This window comes from Paracoccus sp. FO-3 (assembly GCF_006386455.1).
GTDB lineage: Bacteria > Pseudomonadota > Alphaproteobacteria > Rhodobacterales > Rhodobacteraceae > Paracoccus > Paracoccus versutus.
Window position 1 is genome coordinate 11757 of the sequence record NZ_VCBQ01000064.1, and the last position, 16298, is coordinate 28054.

11 protein-coding genes and 2 pseudogenes are annotated in these 16298 nt (G+C 68.0%); 7 read left to right on the forward strand and 6 right to left on the reverse strand.

From position 1 onward, the window contains the following. Nucleotides 1–41 precede the first annotated feature (41 nt). Nucleotides 42–1043: a polyprenyl synthetase family protein gene (locus tag FE811_RS17100; RefSeq protein ID WP_116222843.1), complete on the forward strand. Its 1002-nt coding sequence runs from the start codon at nucleotides 42–44 to the stop codon at nucleotides 1041–1043. Nucleotides 1044–1113: 70 nt separating this feature from the next. Here the strand turns inward: FE811_RS17100 and FE811_RS17105 are convergent, their stop codons facing one another. Then, on the reverse strand, nucleotides 1114–2559 hold the full coding sequence (locus FE811_RS17105) for an ammonium transporter (protein WP_208861638.1): 1446 nt from the start codon (nucleotides 2557–2559) through the stop codon (nucleotides 1114–1116). A gap of 259 nt (nucleotides 2560–2818) precedes the next feature. Here FE811_RS17105 and FE811_RS17110 point away from each other — a divergent pair, with 259 nt between their 5' ends. Further along, the gene (locus FE811_RS17110; RefSeq protein ID WP_072461901.1) at nucleotides 2819–5149 is read left to right on the forward strand and encodes a transglycosylase domain-containing protein; all 2331 of its coding nucleotides are present in this window, start codon (nucleotides 2819–2821) and stop codon (nucleotides 5147–5149) included. A 148-nt stretch (nucleotides 5150–5297) separates the two neighbouring features. Here the strand turns inward: FE811_RS17110 and FE811_RS17115 are convergent, their stop codons facing one another. Continuing rightward, nucleotides 5298–5894, reverse strand: coding sequence for a phospholipid-binding protein MlaC (locus tag FE811_RS17115; RefSeq protein ID WP_072461900.1), 597 nt, complete (start codon nucleotides 5892–5894; stop codon nucleotides 5298–5300). Then, nucleotides 5884–6621 carry a VacJ family lipoprotein gene (locus FE811_RS17120; RefSeq protein WP_116222562.1) on the reverse strand — a complete coding sequence of 246 codons (738 nt, stop codon included), beginning with the start codon at nucleotides 6619–6621 and terminating at the stop codon, nucleotides 5884–5886. Before FE811_RS17120 ends, FE811_RS17115 begins: the two co-directional genes overlap by 11 nt. 160 nt (nucleotides 6622–6781) lie before the next feature. Here FE811_RS17120 and FE811_RS17125 point away from each other — a divergent pair, with 160 nt between their 5' ends. Together FE811_RS17125 and FE811_RS17130 are read left to right on the forward strand one after the other, a co-directional pair. Then, the gene (locus FE811_RS17125; RefSeq protein ID WP_116222561.1) at nucleotides 6782–8524 is read left to right on the forward strand and encodes a type I secretion system permease/ATPase; all 1743 of its coding nucleotides are present in this window, start codon (nucleotides 6782–6784) and stop codon (nucleotides 8522–8524) included. Further along, complete coding sequence (locus tag FE811_RS17130; RefSeq protein WP_116222560.1) at nucleotides 8521–9915, forward strand: HlyD family type I secretion periplasmic adaptor subunit; 1395 nt, start codon at nucleotides 8521–8523, stop codon at nucleotides 9913–9915. Before FE811_RS17125 ends, FE811_RS17130 begins: the two co-directional genes overlap by 4 nt. A gap of 1023 nt (nucleotides 9916–10938) precedes the next feature. Here the strand turns inward: FE811_RS17130 and FE811_RS17135 are convergent. Next, nucleotides 10939–11805 (reverse strand): LysR family transcriptional regulator, encoded by an 867-nt coding sequence (locus FE811_RS17135; protein ID WP_116222559.1) that lies wholly within the window; start codon nucleotides 11803–11805, stop codon nucleotides 10939–10941. A gap of 95 nt (nucleotides 11806–11900) precedes the next feature. On the opposite strand from FE811_RS17135, the pseudogene FE811_RS17140 reads away from it, so the two are divergent. The 3 genes and pseudogenes from FE811_RS17140 (at nucleotide 11901) to FE811_RS17150 (ending at nucleotide 15317) form a co-directional block, all read left to right on the forward strand. Continuing rightward, a pseudogene (locus tag FE811_RS17140) lies at nucleotides 11901–13340 on the forward strand (aldehyde dehydrogenase family protein). Continuing rightward, nucleotides 13337–14353: a membrane dipeptidase gene (locus FE811_RS17145; protein ID WP_116222558.1), complete on the forward strand. Its 1017-nt coding sequence runs from the start codon at nucleotides 13337–13339 to the stop codon at nucleotides 14351–14353. The pseudogene FE811_RS17140 and the gene FE811_RS17145 overlap by 4 nt, the downstream one beginning before the upstream one ends. Before the next feature lie 40 nt (nucleotides 14354–14393). After that, nucleotides 14394–15317: a BCCT family transporter gene (locus FE811_RS17150; RefSeq protein ID WP_338117760.1), complete on the forward strand. Its 924-nt coding sequence runs from the start codon at nucleotides 14394–14396 to the stop codon at nucleotides 15315–15317. Nucleotides 15318–15322: 5 nt separating this feature from the next. On the opposite strand, the pseudogene FE811_RS17155 reads toward FE811_RS17150, so the two are convergent. Continuing rightward, nucleotides 15323–15778, reverse strand: a pseudogene (locus FE811_RS17155) (hydroxymethylglutaryl-CoA lyase); the annotation flags it as partial. Nucleotides 15779–15831: 53 nt separating this feature from the next. After that, nucleotides 15832–16263, reverse strand: coding sequence for an aminotransferase class I/II-fold pyridoxal phosphate-dependent enzyme (locus tag FE811_RS17160; RefSeq protein ID WP_255469759.1), 432 nt, complete (start codon nucleotides 16261–16263; stop codon nucleotides 15832–15834). Between the last annotated feature and the right edge of the window lie 35 nt (nucleotides 16264–16298).

The window sequence follows — 16298 nt, forward strand, 5'->3', positions numbered from 1 at the left end:
TCCATGGCGTGGCAATGGCTGGCGGCGAAAGGGGATCGCTGATGGGCATGAACGAAAACGTCTCCAAGCCGCTCGACCGGCTCTCCGTGGAACTGGCCGGGGATATGGACCGGGTCAATGCGCTGATCCGCGAGCGCATGGCCAGCCGCCACGCCCCCCGCATTCCGGAAGTGACCGCGCATCTGGTCGAGGCCGGCGGCAAGCGGCTGCGGCCGATGCTGGTGCTGGCGGCGGCGCGGCTGTGCGGCTATGGCGGCGACAGCCATGTGCTGCTGGCCGCGGCGGTCGAGTTCATCCATACCGCGACGCTTCTGCACGACGACGTGGTCGATGAAAGCCAGCAGCGGCGCGGCCGGCCGACGGCCAACCTTCTGTGGGACAACAAGTCCAGCGTGCTGGTCGGCGACTACCTGTTCGCGCGCAGCTTCCAGCTGATGGCGGATACGGAAAGCATGCAGGTCATGCGCATCCTGGCCAATGCCAGCGCCACCATCGCCGAGGGCGAGGTGCTGCAGCTGACCGCCGCGCAGGACGTCTCGACCACCGAGGACACCTATATCCAGATCGTGCGCGGCAAGACCGCGGCGCTGTTTTCCGCCGCGACCGAGGCGGGGGCGGTGGTGGCCGGCGCCGACCCGGCGGTGCAGCGGGCGCTGTTCGACTATGGCGATGCGCTGGGGATCGCCTTCCAGATCGTGGACGACCTGCTGGATTACGGCGGCTCGACCACGACCATCGGCAAGAACGTCGGCGACGATTTCCGCGAGCGCAAGCTGACGCTGCCGGTGATCAAGGCCATCGCCCGCGCCGACGAGGCCGAGCGCGCCTTCTGGGAACGCACCATCGGCCAGGGCCGGCAGGACGAGGCCGACCTTGCCGCCGCGCTGGAGATCCTGCGCCGCCGCGAGGCGCTGGAGGCCGCCCGCGCCGATGCCATCGCCTGGGCCGGCCGTGCCAAGGCCGCGCTGCAAGCCGCGCCCGACCAGCCCCTGCGCCGCATCCTGGCGGACCTGGCGGATTTCGTGGTCTCGCGCCTGTCCTGACCAAGGCCCCCCGCGCAAATGAAAAAGCCCGGCGCATGTGCCGGGCTTTTCCTTTGCCTGAAGCGCTGCCTCAGTTGTTATAGGCGTTCTCGCCATGGGTGGTGACGTCCAGGCCCTGCCGCTCGTCATTGCCCGAGACGCGCAGGCCGATCACCGCCTTGACGATCATCAGCGCGATGAACGAGACCACGGCCGACCAGACCACCGCTACGATCACGCCCAGCGTCTGGGTCATCACCTGGCCGGCGATGTCATAGCTGGCCGAGACCGATTCCGTCGCATAGTCGTAGATGCCCGAGCCGCCCAGCGAGGGCGCGGCGAAGACGCCGGTCAGGATGGCGCCGACGATGCCGCCCACGCCGTGGATGCCGAACACGTCCAGGCTTTCGTCCACGCCCAGCTTGGCCTTCAGGCTGATGACGAACCACATGCACAGGAAGCCCGCGGCCAGGCCGATGACGATGGCGCCCATGGGGCCGACGAAACCGGCGGCGGGCGTGATGCCGACCAGGCCGGCGATGGCGCCCGAGACCCCGCCCAGCAGCGAGGGATGGCCGCGCAGCAGCCATTCGCCAAAGGCCCAGGCCAGCGCGGCGGCGGCGGTGGCGACGGTGGTGTTCAGGATCGCCATGGCGGCGGTGCCGGTGGCCTCCATGTTCGAGCCGGCGTTGAAGCCGAACCAGCCAATCCACAGCAGGCAGCCGCCCAGGAAGGTGAAGGGCAGGTTGTGCGGCGCCATCAGCTCCTTGCCGTAGCCCAGCCGCGGGCCGACGACCAGCGCGGCGACCAGACCGGCGACGCCGGCGTTGATGTGGATGACCGTGCCGCCCGCGAAGTCCAGGTCGCCATGGCCGAAGAGGAAGCCGCCGGGCGCGTCGAAGGCCGAGGGGCCGCCCCACCACCAGACCATATGGGCCATCGGCAGGTAGGAGAAGAAGAACCAGATCACCACGAAGGCCAGCATGGCCGCGAATTTCATCCGCTCGACCGTGGCGCCGACGATCAGCGCCGGCGCGATGCAGGCGAAGGCCATCTGGAAGATGATGAAGACATATTCCGGCACATAGACGTTCGTCGTGAAGGTCTCGGCCAGGGACGAGGTGTCGACGCCGGCCAGGAACGCCTTGGAGAAGCCGCCGATGAACGGGGTCAGCCAGGTCGCCTCCTCGGCCGAGCCGGCGCCGGTGAAGGCCAGCGAATAGCCGAAGCAGACCCACAGGATCGACATGATGCAGAAGACGGTAAAGACCTGCATCAGCACCGACAGCATGTTCTTGGCGCGCACCAGCCCGCCATAGAACAGCGCCAGCCCCGGAATGGACATGGCCATGACCAGGATGGCCGAAATCATCATCCAGGTGGTGTCGCCCTTGTCGACGATGGGCGCCAGGGTCTCGACGACGGCTTCGACGGTCGCCGCCGGGGCCTCGGCATCCTGCGCCAGGGCCGGCACCGCCAGCCCGATCAGCGGGAGGGCGAGCGCCGGGATCATGGGTTTGATCGCGGTTGGTCTCATCATGTTTCCTGCACCTTCTTTCTGCGTTGCAGCAGTTCCATGTCCCGGTCAGGAAACCCGCCGGCCCCGCCCAGGCACAAGGTTTGTGCAGCTTTCGGCCCATCCCGCCCCTCTCCTGCCTGAATTTGGGGCAGGAATGCCGGGTTTTGCGGCCGGAGGCGGCAGTTCACTGATAGGTCATCTCGGTTCTCAAGCCCTTGGCTTTGATGTATGTTGCGCGCCAACGGGCCGGAGCAATCGGCCGGGCAGGAAAGCAGGCATGAAGAAACCGACCGGCAAGGGCCGCATTGTCGCGGACAAGCGCAATTTCGACCAAGCCCCTCAGAAAGCGCAGAAACGAACCGGCGGATCGTCCCCTGGCAAGCCGCCCAGGCGGCAGCGCGGCGGCAATGTGGTGACGCGGGGAATCGCGGGAATCATCGCGCTGGTGTGGCGGGTGGTCTGGGGTTCGTTCTGGCGGCTGGGGCTGACGGTGGCGCTGATTCTGCTGGCCGCCAGCTTCTATTTCTACACCACGCTGCCCGAACCTGCGGCGCTTTTCGACGGCCGTGCCCGCGGTTCCGTCACCATGCAGGATACCGAGGGCCGGGTCTTTGCCTGGCGTGGCGAAACTTTCGGCATGGTCAGCGCCGACAAGATCGCCCCGGTGCTGAAGGACGCGGTGGTCGCGACCGAAGACAAGCGATTCTATCGCCATCCGGGCGTGGACCCGCAGGGCATCGCCAGCGCGATCAAGATCAACATGGCCGCCGGCCGCGGCCCGCTGGAGGGCAACGGCGGCTCGACCATCACCCAGCAGGTCGCCAAGCTTCTGTGCCTGGGCGAGACCTTCGACCCGATCCGCTGGAAGTCCGAGGCCGATTTCGAGGCGGAATGCCGCAAGTCCTCGATCTGGCGCAAGGTCAAGGAAGTGCCCTATGCGCTGGCGATGGAGTTCAAATACTCCAAGCAGGACATCCTGAACATCTACATGAACCGCTCGTACCTGGGCGCAGGGGCGCGCGGCTTCGAGGCGGCGGCGCAGCGCTATTTCGACAAGTCGGCGGCCGAGGTGAACGCGGCCGAGGCGGCGATGCTGGCCGGCTTGCTCAAGGCGCCCAGCTATTTCGCGCCGACCTCGAACCTGCAGCGGGCGCAAGACCGGGCCACGGTGATCCTGGGGCTGATGCACGACCAGGGCTATCTGGACGACAAGCAATTCGCCGAGGCCAAGGCGCAGCCGGCGGTGCTGTCCAAGGCGGCGGCGGCGCGGGCCGGCGGCTATTTCGCCGATTGGGTGATGGAATCCGGCCCCGGTTTCCTGACCAGCGAGACGACCGAGGACGTCACCATCACCACCACCTTCGACCAGCGCGTGCAACGCGCCGCCGAGCGTGCGCTGAAGCGCATCTTCGACGAAAAGGTCGCCGAGGGCTCCAAGGCGCAGGCGGCCGTGGTGGTCATGTCGCCCGACGGCGCGGTGCGCGCGATGATCGGCGGGCGCGACAATACCGCGACCGGCACCTTCAACCGCGCGACCCAGGCCAAGCGGCAGACCGGCTCCAGCTTCAAGCCCTTCGTCTATGCCGCCGCGCTGGACCAGGGCTACAGCCCGAACGACACGGTGCTGGACGCACCGCTGACCATCAACGTGCGCGGCTCGGGGCCGTGGTCGCCGCAGAACTACACCCGCCGCTATTCGGGCGAGGTGACGCTGACCCGCGCCCTGTCGCAATCGCTGAACACCGCCACCATCCGCCTGCAGGAAATCGCCGGCCGCGATGCCGTGCGCCGCGTGGCGCAGGATTTCGGCTTTGCCAGCGACCTGGCCAGCGGCCCCTCGCTGGGGCTCGGCGTGTCGGAATCGACGCTGCTGGCGATGACCGGCGCCTATGCCGGCATCCGCAACGGCGGCACCGCCGTCAGCCCCTATGGCCTGGTCGAGCTGCGCATCAAGGGCGACGACCAGGCGCTGATCGGCCAGGTCGGCGGCATGGGCCAGCGCGTGATCTCGCAAAAGGCGTCGCGCGAGCTGATCGGCATGATGCAGCAGGTGATCGAGCGCGGCACCGGCACCCGCGCCAGGCTGCCCGGCCGTCCGGCGGCAGGCAAGACCGGCACCACCTCGAGCTATCGCGACGCCTGGTTCATCGGCTTCACCGGCCAATATGTGACCGGGGTCTGGATGGGCTATGACGACAACACGCCGCTGAAGGGCGTGACCGGCGGCGGGCTGCCGGCCGAGATCTGGCAGGCGGTGATGACCGAGATCCACGAGGGCCTGCCGGTCGAGCCCCTGGGCAATTTCGCCTTCGATCCCGACAGCGCCGTGCCGCAGGTGGTCAGCACCGGCGGCGAGGGCGCGGCCGATCCGCTGGCCGCCGCGCTTTCCGAGGCGCTTGGCCAGCCTTCGCCGCAAGGCGGCCAGGCCCAGCCCTCGGCCGAGGCCGGACGCGCCCTGCCCGACCCCGGCGTGCAGACGCCCGGCGGCCCGCCGACCTTCCCGGCCGAGACCGTCACCAGCGGCCCCGAGGCCGAGATGCCGCCGCCCGGCACCGACGACGCGCTGACCCAGGCGCTGCGCGGCATCGAAGGGGTCTATCAGCAATAGCAGGAAGGCCGGCCCCTGGGGGACCGGCCTTTTCCTTTGGTGGATGGGGTTTGGCCCCTTTCTGCCGCGCTTGCGCGGGTTTGCACCGTTGCAGCGAGTATTTAAGGAACGAAGAAGCGCTTTTTCATGATCCTGGGCGGCGGGGGGCTCAGCCCGCCTGTTGCAGGTCGGCGGTCAGCGCCGCCAGATCGCCCTTGCGCCGCGCCAGCATCGCCCCGATCTCGGCCCGTTCCGAGGCGAGCATGTTCACCCCCTCGATGATGATGTTGAAATACCGGCTTTTCCCGGACTTGTCCGAGACATGCCACTCCACCTCCATCGGGCTGCGACCCTTGAGATAGGCGACCGAGGTCACGGCAAAGAAGGATTTTACCGGCTTGGCGCCCGTCACCTCGATCTTCGAGCCGATGAACTCGCGGAAGCGCTTGCCGTATTTGCGGCCGATATAGCCCTGGAACGCCTGGCGATAGGCGGCGAACTCGGCCCCGCCCGCCTGGCGCGCCGCCGGTCCCAGCGCCGAGCGGGCGATGATCTCGACATCCGCATAGCGCGCGAAGATCGCCTCGAAGGCGCGATACATCTGCGCCGGGGGTTGGCCGGAGTTGATGACGGCATAGACTTCGGCCAGGGATTTCTCGATCAGTGCCCGCGCCTCGCCGGTGTCGAGCGCCCAGGCGGGCCGGGCGGCGATGGCCAGTCCCGCGCCGACCAGGCCCAGGAACCCGCGGCGGGTGTCATTCGGCATAAGGGTCAATGTGTTCTCCTTCCTCGCCCAGTTCGTGGCGGCGATGCTGCAACCAGATCAGCCGCGTCTGGGCATAACTATCGGCGCTTTCGTGCAGGATGGAATCGACGGAATCGCCGAAACGGCCCCGTTCACCGGCTTTTGAGGCAAGCCGCGCCCCCATGCCGATCAGGTATTGGTCGCGGTTGAGCCAGCCGCGCATCGGGTCGATGGCCAGGTCGACGACGCGGCCCACCGCATCGCGCCCGGTCGAGGGGCCGATCAGCGGCAGTTCCAGATAGGGCCCCTCGCCGACCCCCCAGCGGGCAAGCGTCTGGCCGAAATCCGTATCCTCCTCGGGCAGGGCGAAATCGCTGGCGGCGGGATCGAGGAAACCCGCCATGCCGACCGTGGTGTTCACCAGAAAGCGCAGGGTGCTGCGCGCCGCCGGCCCCGGCCTGCCCTGCAGCAGGTGGTTCACCACCCTGCCCGGCTGCGCCAGGTTCGCGCCGAAATTGCCAAGCCCCGCAACGGCATGGCTGCCGATCCCGCCGCCCTCGCCACCCTCGCCGCCCGACAGGCCGGCGCCCAGCGGCTTGACGACATGCGCATCCAGCCCGCGGTTGAAGGCATGGACCTTGCGGTTCATCGGCTCATAGGGGTCATGGATGCCGTCGCCGTCGCGGTCCGAACAGGCCACCAGCGTCACGGTCGCGACAAGGAGAAGGGAAAAGTTCCATGCAGACAAGCTTTTGATAACCTTCTGAAGCTAAGACTCGGCGGACCAGCGGCGATTCGCCTCGGGGCAGACGGCGGGGCGGCGGCGGACTGTTTCACGGCTGCGCTTTGGGATATGCGCTGGGGCGATTCCGGGCAAGCCCGGTCAGGATGACAAGGAAGGAACCGGCATGGCCTTGCCGCCGATGCGACATGACGGCCAAAGCGAGCTGAAATCCGCGCGCGGACTGGCCTGGCAGCTTTATGCCATGGTCGGCCTGTTCTCATTCGCGGTGAACCTGCTGATGCTGACCGGGCCGCTGTTCATGATGCAGGTCTATGACCGCGTCCTGGCCAGCCGCTCGGTCGAGACGCTGACGGCGCTGTTCCTGCTGGTCGCCTTTCTCTTCGCGCTGATGGGGGTGATCGACCTGGCGCGCAACCGCGTCATGTCCCGCATCGCCGCCCGCTTCCAGGAACGGATGGAGGGGCGGGTCTTCACCGCCGCCTTGCAGGACGGCCAGGCCGCCGGCTCGGAGCTGGTGGTGCGCGGCGGGATGCGCGATCTCGAGGCGGTGCAGCGGCTGATCGCCTCGCCGGTGCTGATGGCGCTGTTCGACCTGCCCTGGGCACCGTTCTTCCTGGCGGCGGTCTTCATCTTCCACCCGATCCTGGGCGCGGTAGCGACGGCCGGCATGGCGGTGCTGGTCGCGGCGACGCTGCTGAACCAATGGCTCAGCCGCGACCTGCTGCAGCAGGCGGGCATCGCCGGCCAGTCGGCCGAGCGCATGTCCGACCTCTACCGCGACGAGGGCGAGCTGATCGGCTCGCTCGGCATGCGGGCGGCGGCCTTCCGGCGCTGGCAGGCGGCGCGCGACAAGGCGACCGAGGCGACGCTGCGCGCCAGCGATCGCGCCACCAGCTTCACCGTCTTCTCCCGCACCTTCCGGCTGTTTCTGCAAAGCGCGCTCCTGGCCGCCGGCGCCTGGCTGGTGCTGCGCCAGGAGGTGACGCCGGGCGCCATGATCGCCTCGTCGATCCTGATGGGCCGGGCGCTGGCCCCGGTCGAGCAGGTGGTGGGCGGCTGGTCCATCGTCCAGCGCGCCCAGGACGGCTGGAAGCGGCTGGCCGAACTGCTCTCGCGCCGCCCGCCTGTCGTGCAGCGCACGCCCCTGCCGCGGCCCGAGGCCCGGCTCGAGGTGCGCAACCTGGCCGTCGTGCCCCCCGGCCAGGGGGCGGCGATGCTGCGCGGGGTCAGCTTCGACCTTGCCCCCGGCCAGGCGCTGGGGGTGATCGGCCCCTCGGGCGCCGGCAAGACCACGCTGGCGCGGGCGCTGATCGCCGCCTGGCCCGTCGCCTCGGGCTCGATCCGGCTCGGGGGCGCGACGCTGGACCAATACGACCCGGACGCGCTTGGCCGGCTGATCGGCTATCTGCCGCAGCAGGTCACGCTGTTCGACGGCACCATCGCGGAAAACATCGCCCGCCTCTCGCCGCAGCCCGATCCGCAGCGCGTCGTCGCCGCGGCCACGGCCGCCGCCGCGCATCGCATGATCCTGGACCTGCCGCAGGGCTACGACACCCGCGTCAGCCAGGCCGGCGGACAGCTTTCCGGCGGGCAGATCCAGCGCGTCGGCCTGGCGCGCGCGCTTTACGCCGACCCGGTGATCTTCGTCCTGGACGAGCCGAACTCGAACCTCGACAACGAGGGATCGACGGCGTTGAACCTCGCCATCCGCACCATCAAGGCCCGCGGCGGCGCGGTCATCATCATGGCGCATCGCCCGGCAGCGATCACCGAATGCGACCTGTTGCTGGTGCTGGACCAGGGCCTGCGCCGCGCCTTCGGCCCGCGCGACGAGGTGCTGAAATCCCTGGTCAAGAACGCCGAGCAGATCGCCCGTGCCCAGGGCCACGGCGGAGGGGTGACATGAACGATCCGAATCAGCCCGCCGAGGCCACGCCGCATCTGCGCGCCCAGCCGACCGCCGCGCCGGCCCCGCATCCGGCCCCGGCGCCACCGCCGTCCAAGCGCCCCGACTGGTCGGCGCGAGGCCCGGTCATCCTGGGCCTGGCGGCGATGCTGGTGCTGGTCGGCGGATTCGGGCTCTGGTCCTGGACCGCGCGCATCGCCGGCGCCGTGGTCGCGCCCGGCCAGGTCGAGGTCGAGCAGCGCCGCCAGGTCGTCCAGCACCCCGATGGCGGGGTCGTGGCCGAGATCCTGATCCATGACGGCGAAAGCGTGACCGCCGGCCAGCCGCTGATCCGGCTGGACGGCGCGCTTCTGGGCACCGAACTCGCCATCGTCGAGGGGCAGTATTTCGAGATCCTCGCCCGCCGCGGCCGGCTCGAGGCCGAGCGCGCCGACCGCAAGCAGATCGCCTTCCCGCCCGAACTGGTCGAGGCCGCCGCCAGCCGCCCCGAACTCGCCGCGCTGATGGAGGGGCAGGCCAGCCTGTTCCGGGCCCGGCTCGACACGCTGGAGCAATCGCTGGGCCAGTTGGCCAAGCAATCCGAACAGGTGCAGGCGCAGATCGGCGGCGTGGACGCGCAGACCCAGGCGCTGGAGCAGCAGCGCGGCTTCATCGCCCAGGAATTGCGCGACCAGCGGTCCTTGCTGGAAAAGGGCCTGGCGCAGGCCCCGCGCGTGCTGGCGCTGGAACGCGAGGCCGCCCGGCTCGACGGGCTTCTGGGCGAGGCGACGGCGACGCGCGCCCGCGCGGTGACGCAGCTGGCCGAAATCGACCTGTCGCGGCTGGAAAAGACCGCGACCCGCCGCGAAGCCGCCGAAACCGAGCTGCGTGAGCTGGGCTATCGCGAGCTGGAACTGGCCGAGCGCCGCCGCGCGCTGGCCGAGCGCATCGCCAGGCTGGACATCCGCGCCCCGGTCTCGGGCGTGGTGCAGGAATTGCAGATCACCACCCCGCGCTCGGTGATCCGCCCGGCCGATCCGATCCTGTTCATCATCCCGCAGGACCGGCCGCTGCTGGTTGCCGCCCGCATCGCCACCATCAACATCGACGAGGTCCACGCCGGACAAAAGGTGGTGCTGCGCTTCTCGTCCTTCTCCTCGCGCACCACGCCCGAGATCGACGGGATGCTCAGCCGCGTCTCGCCCGACACGCTGGTCGACCCGGCGACGCATGTGCCCTATTACCGCGGCGAGGTGACGATCCCCGCCGCCGAGGCCGAAAAGCTGAAGGGTCTGGAACTGGTGCCCGGCATGCCGGTCGAGGTCTATGTCCAGACCGGCGAACGCAGCCCGATGGCCTATTTGGTCAAGCCGCTGACGGATTACTTCACCCGCGCCTTCCGCGAGAATTGAAAAGGCCCCCGACCCCCGTCATTCTTCCTTGCCCAAATATCCCGGGGGAGTCGCGCACCAGCGCGACGGGGGCAGAGCCCCCGCCTTGCCCGCCGCCAACGCAAGGGGCATCAGCATGATGTAACTGCCGGTTGCTTCGCCGTCCGGCGCGTGGATCAGCCTGTCAGGGCTGCGTATGGCGGTGGTGATGGCAATTCCAAACCATCCAGAGACCGCCGTTCCACCGCCACCATTCTCCGGCCCCACTTGCCCCCCTTCCCCGCTAGTTAAGGCTAGCCCTACCCTGGGCCGTCGCGTGCGCTGCCTCGACTGCGCCGGTTCGCTTTGGTCAAGCGTTCCTCGCCGCGCCCGATGTCGACGCGCAACTCTTCAACAATCGGCCTACGGTCAATTATCGATCCGCGCCACGCTGTATGTAACCAATAATGAAGGCTATCGGCCGTTCACGCAGATTGCATCGTTTCGCACGCGTCGGCCTTGCACCGCCGATCGCGGTGATGCCCAGGATAGACAGGATCGATGCAAGCCAGGTTAATCTTGGATTATTGGGACATAGTTACGCTGCGGAGACCCGCCCGGTGCTTTCTGATATACATCGGCTCATATGGATGGGTTTCACGGTGGCCCAGGGAATGCTGCCATCATTCGATGACGGAAAACATCCCGGACCGCCGGGGTTGATCTGCCCGTCGACCCCGCAAACCTGTGACAGCGGGCCTGCGTCAGCGAAGGAAGCGGCGGTGAGTTCCACATCGTTGGTCGAGCCCCGTCCCTCGGGCACTTCATGCCGGCCGATCCCGGACTCAATCCGGCGCCACACGCCCGGCCCGGACCGCCGGGCTGGGCTGGGTCCCGACTTACCACTTGCGCCATAGGCGAAAAACCCCGCCCCGCCGGACCTGTGGGACCAGCGATGCATCCGCCGGGGCCGGCAGCGACGCAGGACCGAGGCGTTGCCCACACGAGCTAGGCTGCCGCCGGCTGAAATCCGGAACGCAGGCCCGGATCCTGCCCGAAGCCAGGTCAGGCGCCGATCAGGTTCCAGAAGGCTTGTGCGGCGGGGCTGAGGTGCCGGTCCCTGCTGTGCATCTTCCTCAGCTCGCGCCAGCTTTCGGGGTCCCGTGGGACAACGAATTCCAACTGCTCGGGGCTGTGATAGATGGCGCTTTCCGGCAAGACCGTGGCGCCCAGCCCGCTGCGGACGAAGGCCAGAAGGGCGGTAGTGTTGCGCGCTTCCAGATTGCAATGCAGCAGCAGGCCGAAAACCAGCTCGGACGCGACCAGGTGGCAAAGCGGGTTCTCGATCAGCGGCTCCAGCTCCAGCAGTTCCCATGACCGGGCGGCACCCGAGCCGACCGCCTGCGAGATCGGCCCGCCCGCCCGGCAGACGATGCCGAGCGCGTCGCGCCGGATCACCTCGCCGATCTGCTGGTCCTCGGCCGAGGTCGAGAGGATGCCGATATCCGCCTCGTCCAGCTTGATGCGGCGGCGGACGGTCGCGGTATCGACATCGCTGATCTCCAGCCGCACATCGGGCCGCTGGCGGCGGAAGCGAGCGATGATCTCGGGCAGCCGGTCCATGGTCGCCGAGGGCACGGCGGCGATGCGCACCAGGCCCGCCGTGGACTTGGCATGCCGGCGGATCGCCGAGGCGCTGCGGTCGAAGGCGTCCAGCGCCCGGTTCGCCTCTTCCAGCACCAGCGCGCCCAGGGGCGTCAGGCGGTTCTTGCGGTCGGTCTCGAACAGCTCGGCGCCCAGATTGTCCTGCAATTGCGACAGCATCATCGAGACCGCCGAGGGTGTGCGGCCCAGAACCGCCGAGGCGCAGCCAAGCGAGCCTGCCTCGGCCACGACCTGAAAGACGCGCAGCATCTCCAGCTTGATCGACATTCAGAAATTCTGAAATAAACTTCAGTTATTTAAGATTAATTGAAACAACCCGGAAGTCTATCTGTTTTCGGCAAATGCAGACCGGAGACAGATCCATGACCGAGACCAGACTCTACATCGACGGCCAATGGCAGTCCGGCGCGACCACGGTGGAAAACCGCAATCCCTCTGACCTGGGCGATGTGATCGGCCAGTTCGCGCAGGCCAGCGCCGGGCAGCTGGACGAGGCGCTGGCGGCGGCGCGCCGCGCGCAGCCGGCATGGTGGGCGGCCGGCATCCAGAAGCGGCACGACGTTCTGATGGCCATCGGCACCGAGCTGATGGCACGGGCCGAAGAGATCGGCCGCATGATCGCGCGCGAAGAGGGCAAGCCGCTGGCCGAGGGCAAGGGCGAGGTCTATCGCGCCGGCCAGTTCTTCACCTATTCGGCGGCCGAGGCTGCGCAACCAGGGCGACCTGGCCGAAAGCGTCCGGCCGGGCATCGAGATCGACGTGCGGCGCGAGCCGGTGGGCGTGGTGGCGATCATCTCGCCCTGGAACTTCCCGGTCGCCACGCCGGCCTGGAAGATCGCCCCGGCGCCGGCCTATGGCAATGCCGTGGTCTGGAAACCGGCGAACCTGACCCCGGCCAGCGCCATCATGCTGGCCGAGATCATCGCCCGGCAGGACATTCCGAAAGGCGTCTTCAATCTTGTCGCCGGTCCGGGCCGCGAGGTCGGGCAGCGGCTGGTCGAAAGCGCGCTGGTCGATGCATCGGCTTCACCGGCTCGGTCCCGGTCGGGCGCGGCATCGCCGCCGCCGCCAACATGACCAAGCTGCAGATGGAGATGGGCTCGAAGAACCCGATGCTCATCATGGAGGATGCCGATCTGGACCTGGCCGTCGCCCATGCGGCCAACGCGGCCTTCGGCGGCACCGGGCAGAAATGCACCGCCGCCTCGCGGCTGATCGTGCATGAGGCGGTCCACGACGCCTTCGTCGAGCGGCTGGTGGCGGCGGCCAGGGCGCCGAAGGTCGGCCATGCGCTGGACCAGGGCAGGCAGATCGGCCCGGTGGTCAGCGAAGGACAGTTGCAACAGAACCTCGACTATATCCGCATCGGCCAGCAGGAAGGCGCCGAACTGCTTTGCGGGGGCGACCGGCTGGAGCGGGCCACGCCGGGCCATTACATGGCCCCCGCCGTCCTTGCCGGCACCCGAAACGACATGCGCATCAACCGCGAGGAGATGTTCGCGCCGATCATCTGCGTCATCCGCGCCGGCAGCTATGACGAGGCGCTCGCCATCGCCAATGACAGCGCCTTCGGGCTGACGGCGGGCATCATGACCCGCAGCCTCGCTCGCGCCAGCCATTTCCGCGCCAACATGCGGGCGGGCTGCGTGATGGTGAACCTGCCGACGGCAGGCACCGACTACCACGTCCCGTTCGGCGGTCGCGGCGCCTCCAGCTTCGGCCCGCGCGAACAGGGCCGCTATGCCGCCGAGTTCTATACCACGGTGAAGACCGCCTATGTCGCGGCGGGGGTGCCGGAATGAGCCGCGCGCCGCTGATCGACGGGCTGCAATATGCCAACTGGTCGGAAGGCATCTTCCGCCAGATGCGCCAGGGCGGGCTGGACGCCGCGCATGTCACCATCACCTATCACGAGACCTTCCGCGAGACGGTGCTGAACATCGAGCGCTGGAACCGCTGGTTCGAGCGTTTCCCCGAACTGATCCTGCACGGCCGCAGCGCCGCGGACATCTGGCTGGCGCAAGAAACCGGGCGCACGGCGATCTTTTTCGGCGCGCAAAACCCGTCCTGCATCGAGGACGATATCGGCCTGGTCGAGATCCTGCATACGCTGGGCCTGCGCTTCATGCAGCTGAGCTACAACAACCAGTCGCTGCTCGCCTCGGGCTGCTACGAGGCCGAGGATACCGGCCTGACCCGCATGGGCCGCGAGGTGGTGGCCGAGATGAACCGGGTCGGCCTGGTCGTGGACATGAGCCATTCCGGCGACCGCTCGACGCTGGAGGCCATCGAGCATTCCAGCCGCCCCATCGCCATCACCCATGCCAATGCGAAAAGCTGGCATCCGGCGCTGCGCAACAAGACCGACGAGGTGCTGCGGGCGCTTGGCCAATCAGGGGGCATGCTGGGGGTGTCGACCTATCCGCATCACCTGCGCAACGGCAGCGCCTGCACATTGCAGGATTTCTGCGACATGATCGCCCGCACCGCCGAGATCACCGGCCCGCAGAACATCGGCATCGGCACCGACCTGTGCCAGGACCAGCCGGATTCCATCGTCGAATGGATGCGGGTCGGGCGCTGGACCAAGGGCATGGATTACGGCGAAGGCGGCGCCGAGGCGCCGGGCTTTCCCGCGCCGGTGACCTGGCACAGCGACAATCGCGATCTGGCGGGCTTTGCCGAGGGGCTGCGCAAGGCCGGCCTGTCCCAGCCCGAGATCGACGGCGTGATGGGCGGCAACTGGCCGCGTTTCTATGCCGAAAGCTTCGGGCCGCTCGACGCCCGCACACCGATCCGGCGGGCGGCCGAATAGCGCCGCCGGCCCGGATTTCTTTGTCCGAGGGAGGAAGGACATGAGCAATCTCGACATTCCACGGGGGATCTCCGGTGCCTGGCGCCGGATCAACCTGCCGCTTCTGGGCATCACGGCAGGCTTCATCCTGCTGTTCTGCCTGCTGGCCGTCGCCGATCTGGCGCGGCTCAGCGCGATGATCGACTGGGGCTTCGCCGTCTCGGCCCGGCTGTTCGGCGTTTACTGGCAGGTCCTGCTGTTCGCGACGCTGGCGATCAGCATCGTGCTGCTGTTCATGCCGGGCAGCGGCGTCAAGCTGGGCGGGCTCGACAAGCCGGAACTCACCACCTTCCAATGGGCGGCCATGATCATGACCACGCTGCTTACCGGCGGCGGCGTGTTCTGGGCGGCAGGAGAGCCGATCGCGCATTTCATCTCGACCCCGCCCTATTTTGCCGGGCCGGACGCCGATCCGCAATCGCTCGCCACCATCGGCCTGGCGCAGGCCTATCTGCATTGGGGCTTCCTGGCCTGGGCGATCCTGGGGTCGCTGACCGCGGTGCTGCTGATGCATTACCGTTACGACAAGGGCCTGCCGTTGGCGCCGCGCACCCTGCTTTATCCGGTCTTTGGCCAGCGTGCGATCCACGGCTGGATCGGCATCGTGGCGGATACCTGCTGCGTGATCGCCGTGGTGGCCGGCACGGTCGGACCCATCGGCTTCCTGGGCCTGCAGCTGTCCTATGGCCTGAACGCGCTGTTCGGCCTGCCCGACAGCTTCGCCACGCAAAGCACGCTGATCCTGCTGCTGGTGACGCTCTACACCATCTCGGCCATCACCGGGCTCGAGCGCGGCATCCAGTTCATGTCGCGCTGGAACCTGATCCTCGCCTTCGGCCTTCTGGTCTTCATCCTGCTCTTCGGCCCGACCTGGGCGACGCTAGGCGTGCCGATGCCGATGGTGTCGCTCAGGGACAGCTCATAGCAGCCGAGATCATACAGGCGCCGGGACACGCCGAGAACGGCGGAAAGGGCTACCTTGCCCTCGTATGGGCAACCCAGCGCGCAGGAGACATAGCCGCGCACGCGCACCCCTGCCGCACGCGCCCCGTCCATCACCGGCGCAAACCGCTGGAAGCTTTCGTCGATGGAACAGTTGATGTTCCTTTGCGAAAAGCTCTCGGATGCCGAGGCGAAGATCGCGATTTCCTCGGCACCGGCAGCCAGCGCCGCTTCCCGGCCCTTGGGGTTCGGCACCAGCATCGGATATGTCAGGCCGGGGCGACGTGGCAGGCGCGCCAGCACCTCGGCCGAGCCGGCCATCTGCGGCACCCATTTCGGCGAAACGAAGCTGCCGGCTTCGATGGTGTTCAGACCCGCGGAAATCAGGCCCTCGATCATGGCCACGCGGTCATCAACGCCAAGGGGCCGCGCCTCGTTCTGCAAACCGTCGCGAGGACCGACCTCGACGATGCGGATAGTGTCATGAAATGCCTCTTTCAGTCAGATTTGAGTTCTCGGCGCAGGAAAGCGCAGAAACGTGGATCAGCCCCATAAGCCACGTTGACCCGCATGGCGGGCCTTCTGCAGGCATCCCGCTCGGTATGGAAGACGCTGGCCGGGGCGATGAAGATGTCTGCCGCGGCCGCACGGCGGCAAAAGGCGGCTTCGTCCAGCGTCTCAGGAAGGGGGACCCAAAGGTAGAAGCCTTGCACCCGCGGCAGGCTCACATCCAGCCCGACCTCGGACAACGCCTGGACCGTCGCCTTCGCCCCCTCCTGCATTCGGGTTCGCAGCCGGCGCAAATGCTTGATATACTGCCCGCTCTCGATCATGTCCGTCACCAGGCGCTCGACATGCGCCGAGGTGGCGACGGTCGTGATCATCTTCAGGTCGACGAGACCGCGGACCAGATCCGGCGAGCCCGCGATATAGCCGCAGTGTCAACGGCGGAGTAAAACCCGGC

Bases quoted from the DNA above. Each gene is read 5' to 3' on its own strand.
- FE811_RS17100 (WP_116222843.1), top strand. From the start codon at position 42: ATGGGCATGAACGAAAACGTCTCCAAGCCGCTCGACCGGCTCTCCGTG.
- FE811_RS17105 (WP_208861638.1), bottom strand. From the start codon at position 2,559: ATGAGACCAACCGCGATCAAACCCATGATCCCGGCGCTCGCCCTCCCG.
- FE811_RS17125 (WP_116222561.1), top strand. From the start codon at position 6,782: ATGGCCTTGCCGCCGATGCGACATGACGGCCAAAGCGAGCTGAAATCC.
- FE811_RS17115 (WP_072461900.1), bottom strand. From the start codon at position 5,894: ATGCCGAATGACACCCGCCGCGGGTTCCTGGGCCTGGTCGGCGCGGGA.
- FE811_RS17130 (WP_116222560.1), top strand. From the start codon at position 8,521: ATGAACGATCCGAATCAGCCCGCCGAGGCCACGCCGCATCTGCGCGCC.
- FE811_RS17145 (WP_116222558.1), top strand. From the start codon at position 13,337: ATGAGCCGCGCGCCGCTGATCGACGGGCTGCAATATGCCAACTGGTCG.
- FE811_RS17110 (WP_072461901.1), top strand. From the start codon at position 2,819: ATGAAGAAACCGACCGGCAAGGGCCGCATTGTCGCGGACAAGCGCAAT.
- FE811_RS17135 (WP_116222559.1), bottom strand. From the start codon at position 11,805: ATGTCGATCAAGCTGGAGATGCTGCGCGTCTTTCAGGTCGTGGCCGAG.
- FE811_RS17150 (WP_338117760.1), top strand. From the start codon at position 14,394: ATGAGCAATCTCGACATTCCACGGGGGATCTCCGGTGCCTGGCGCCGG.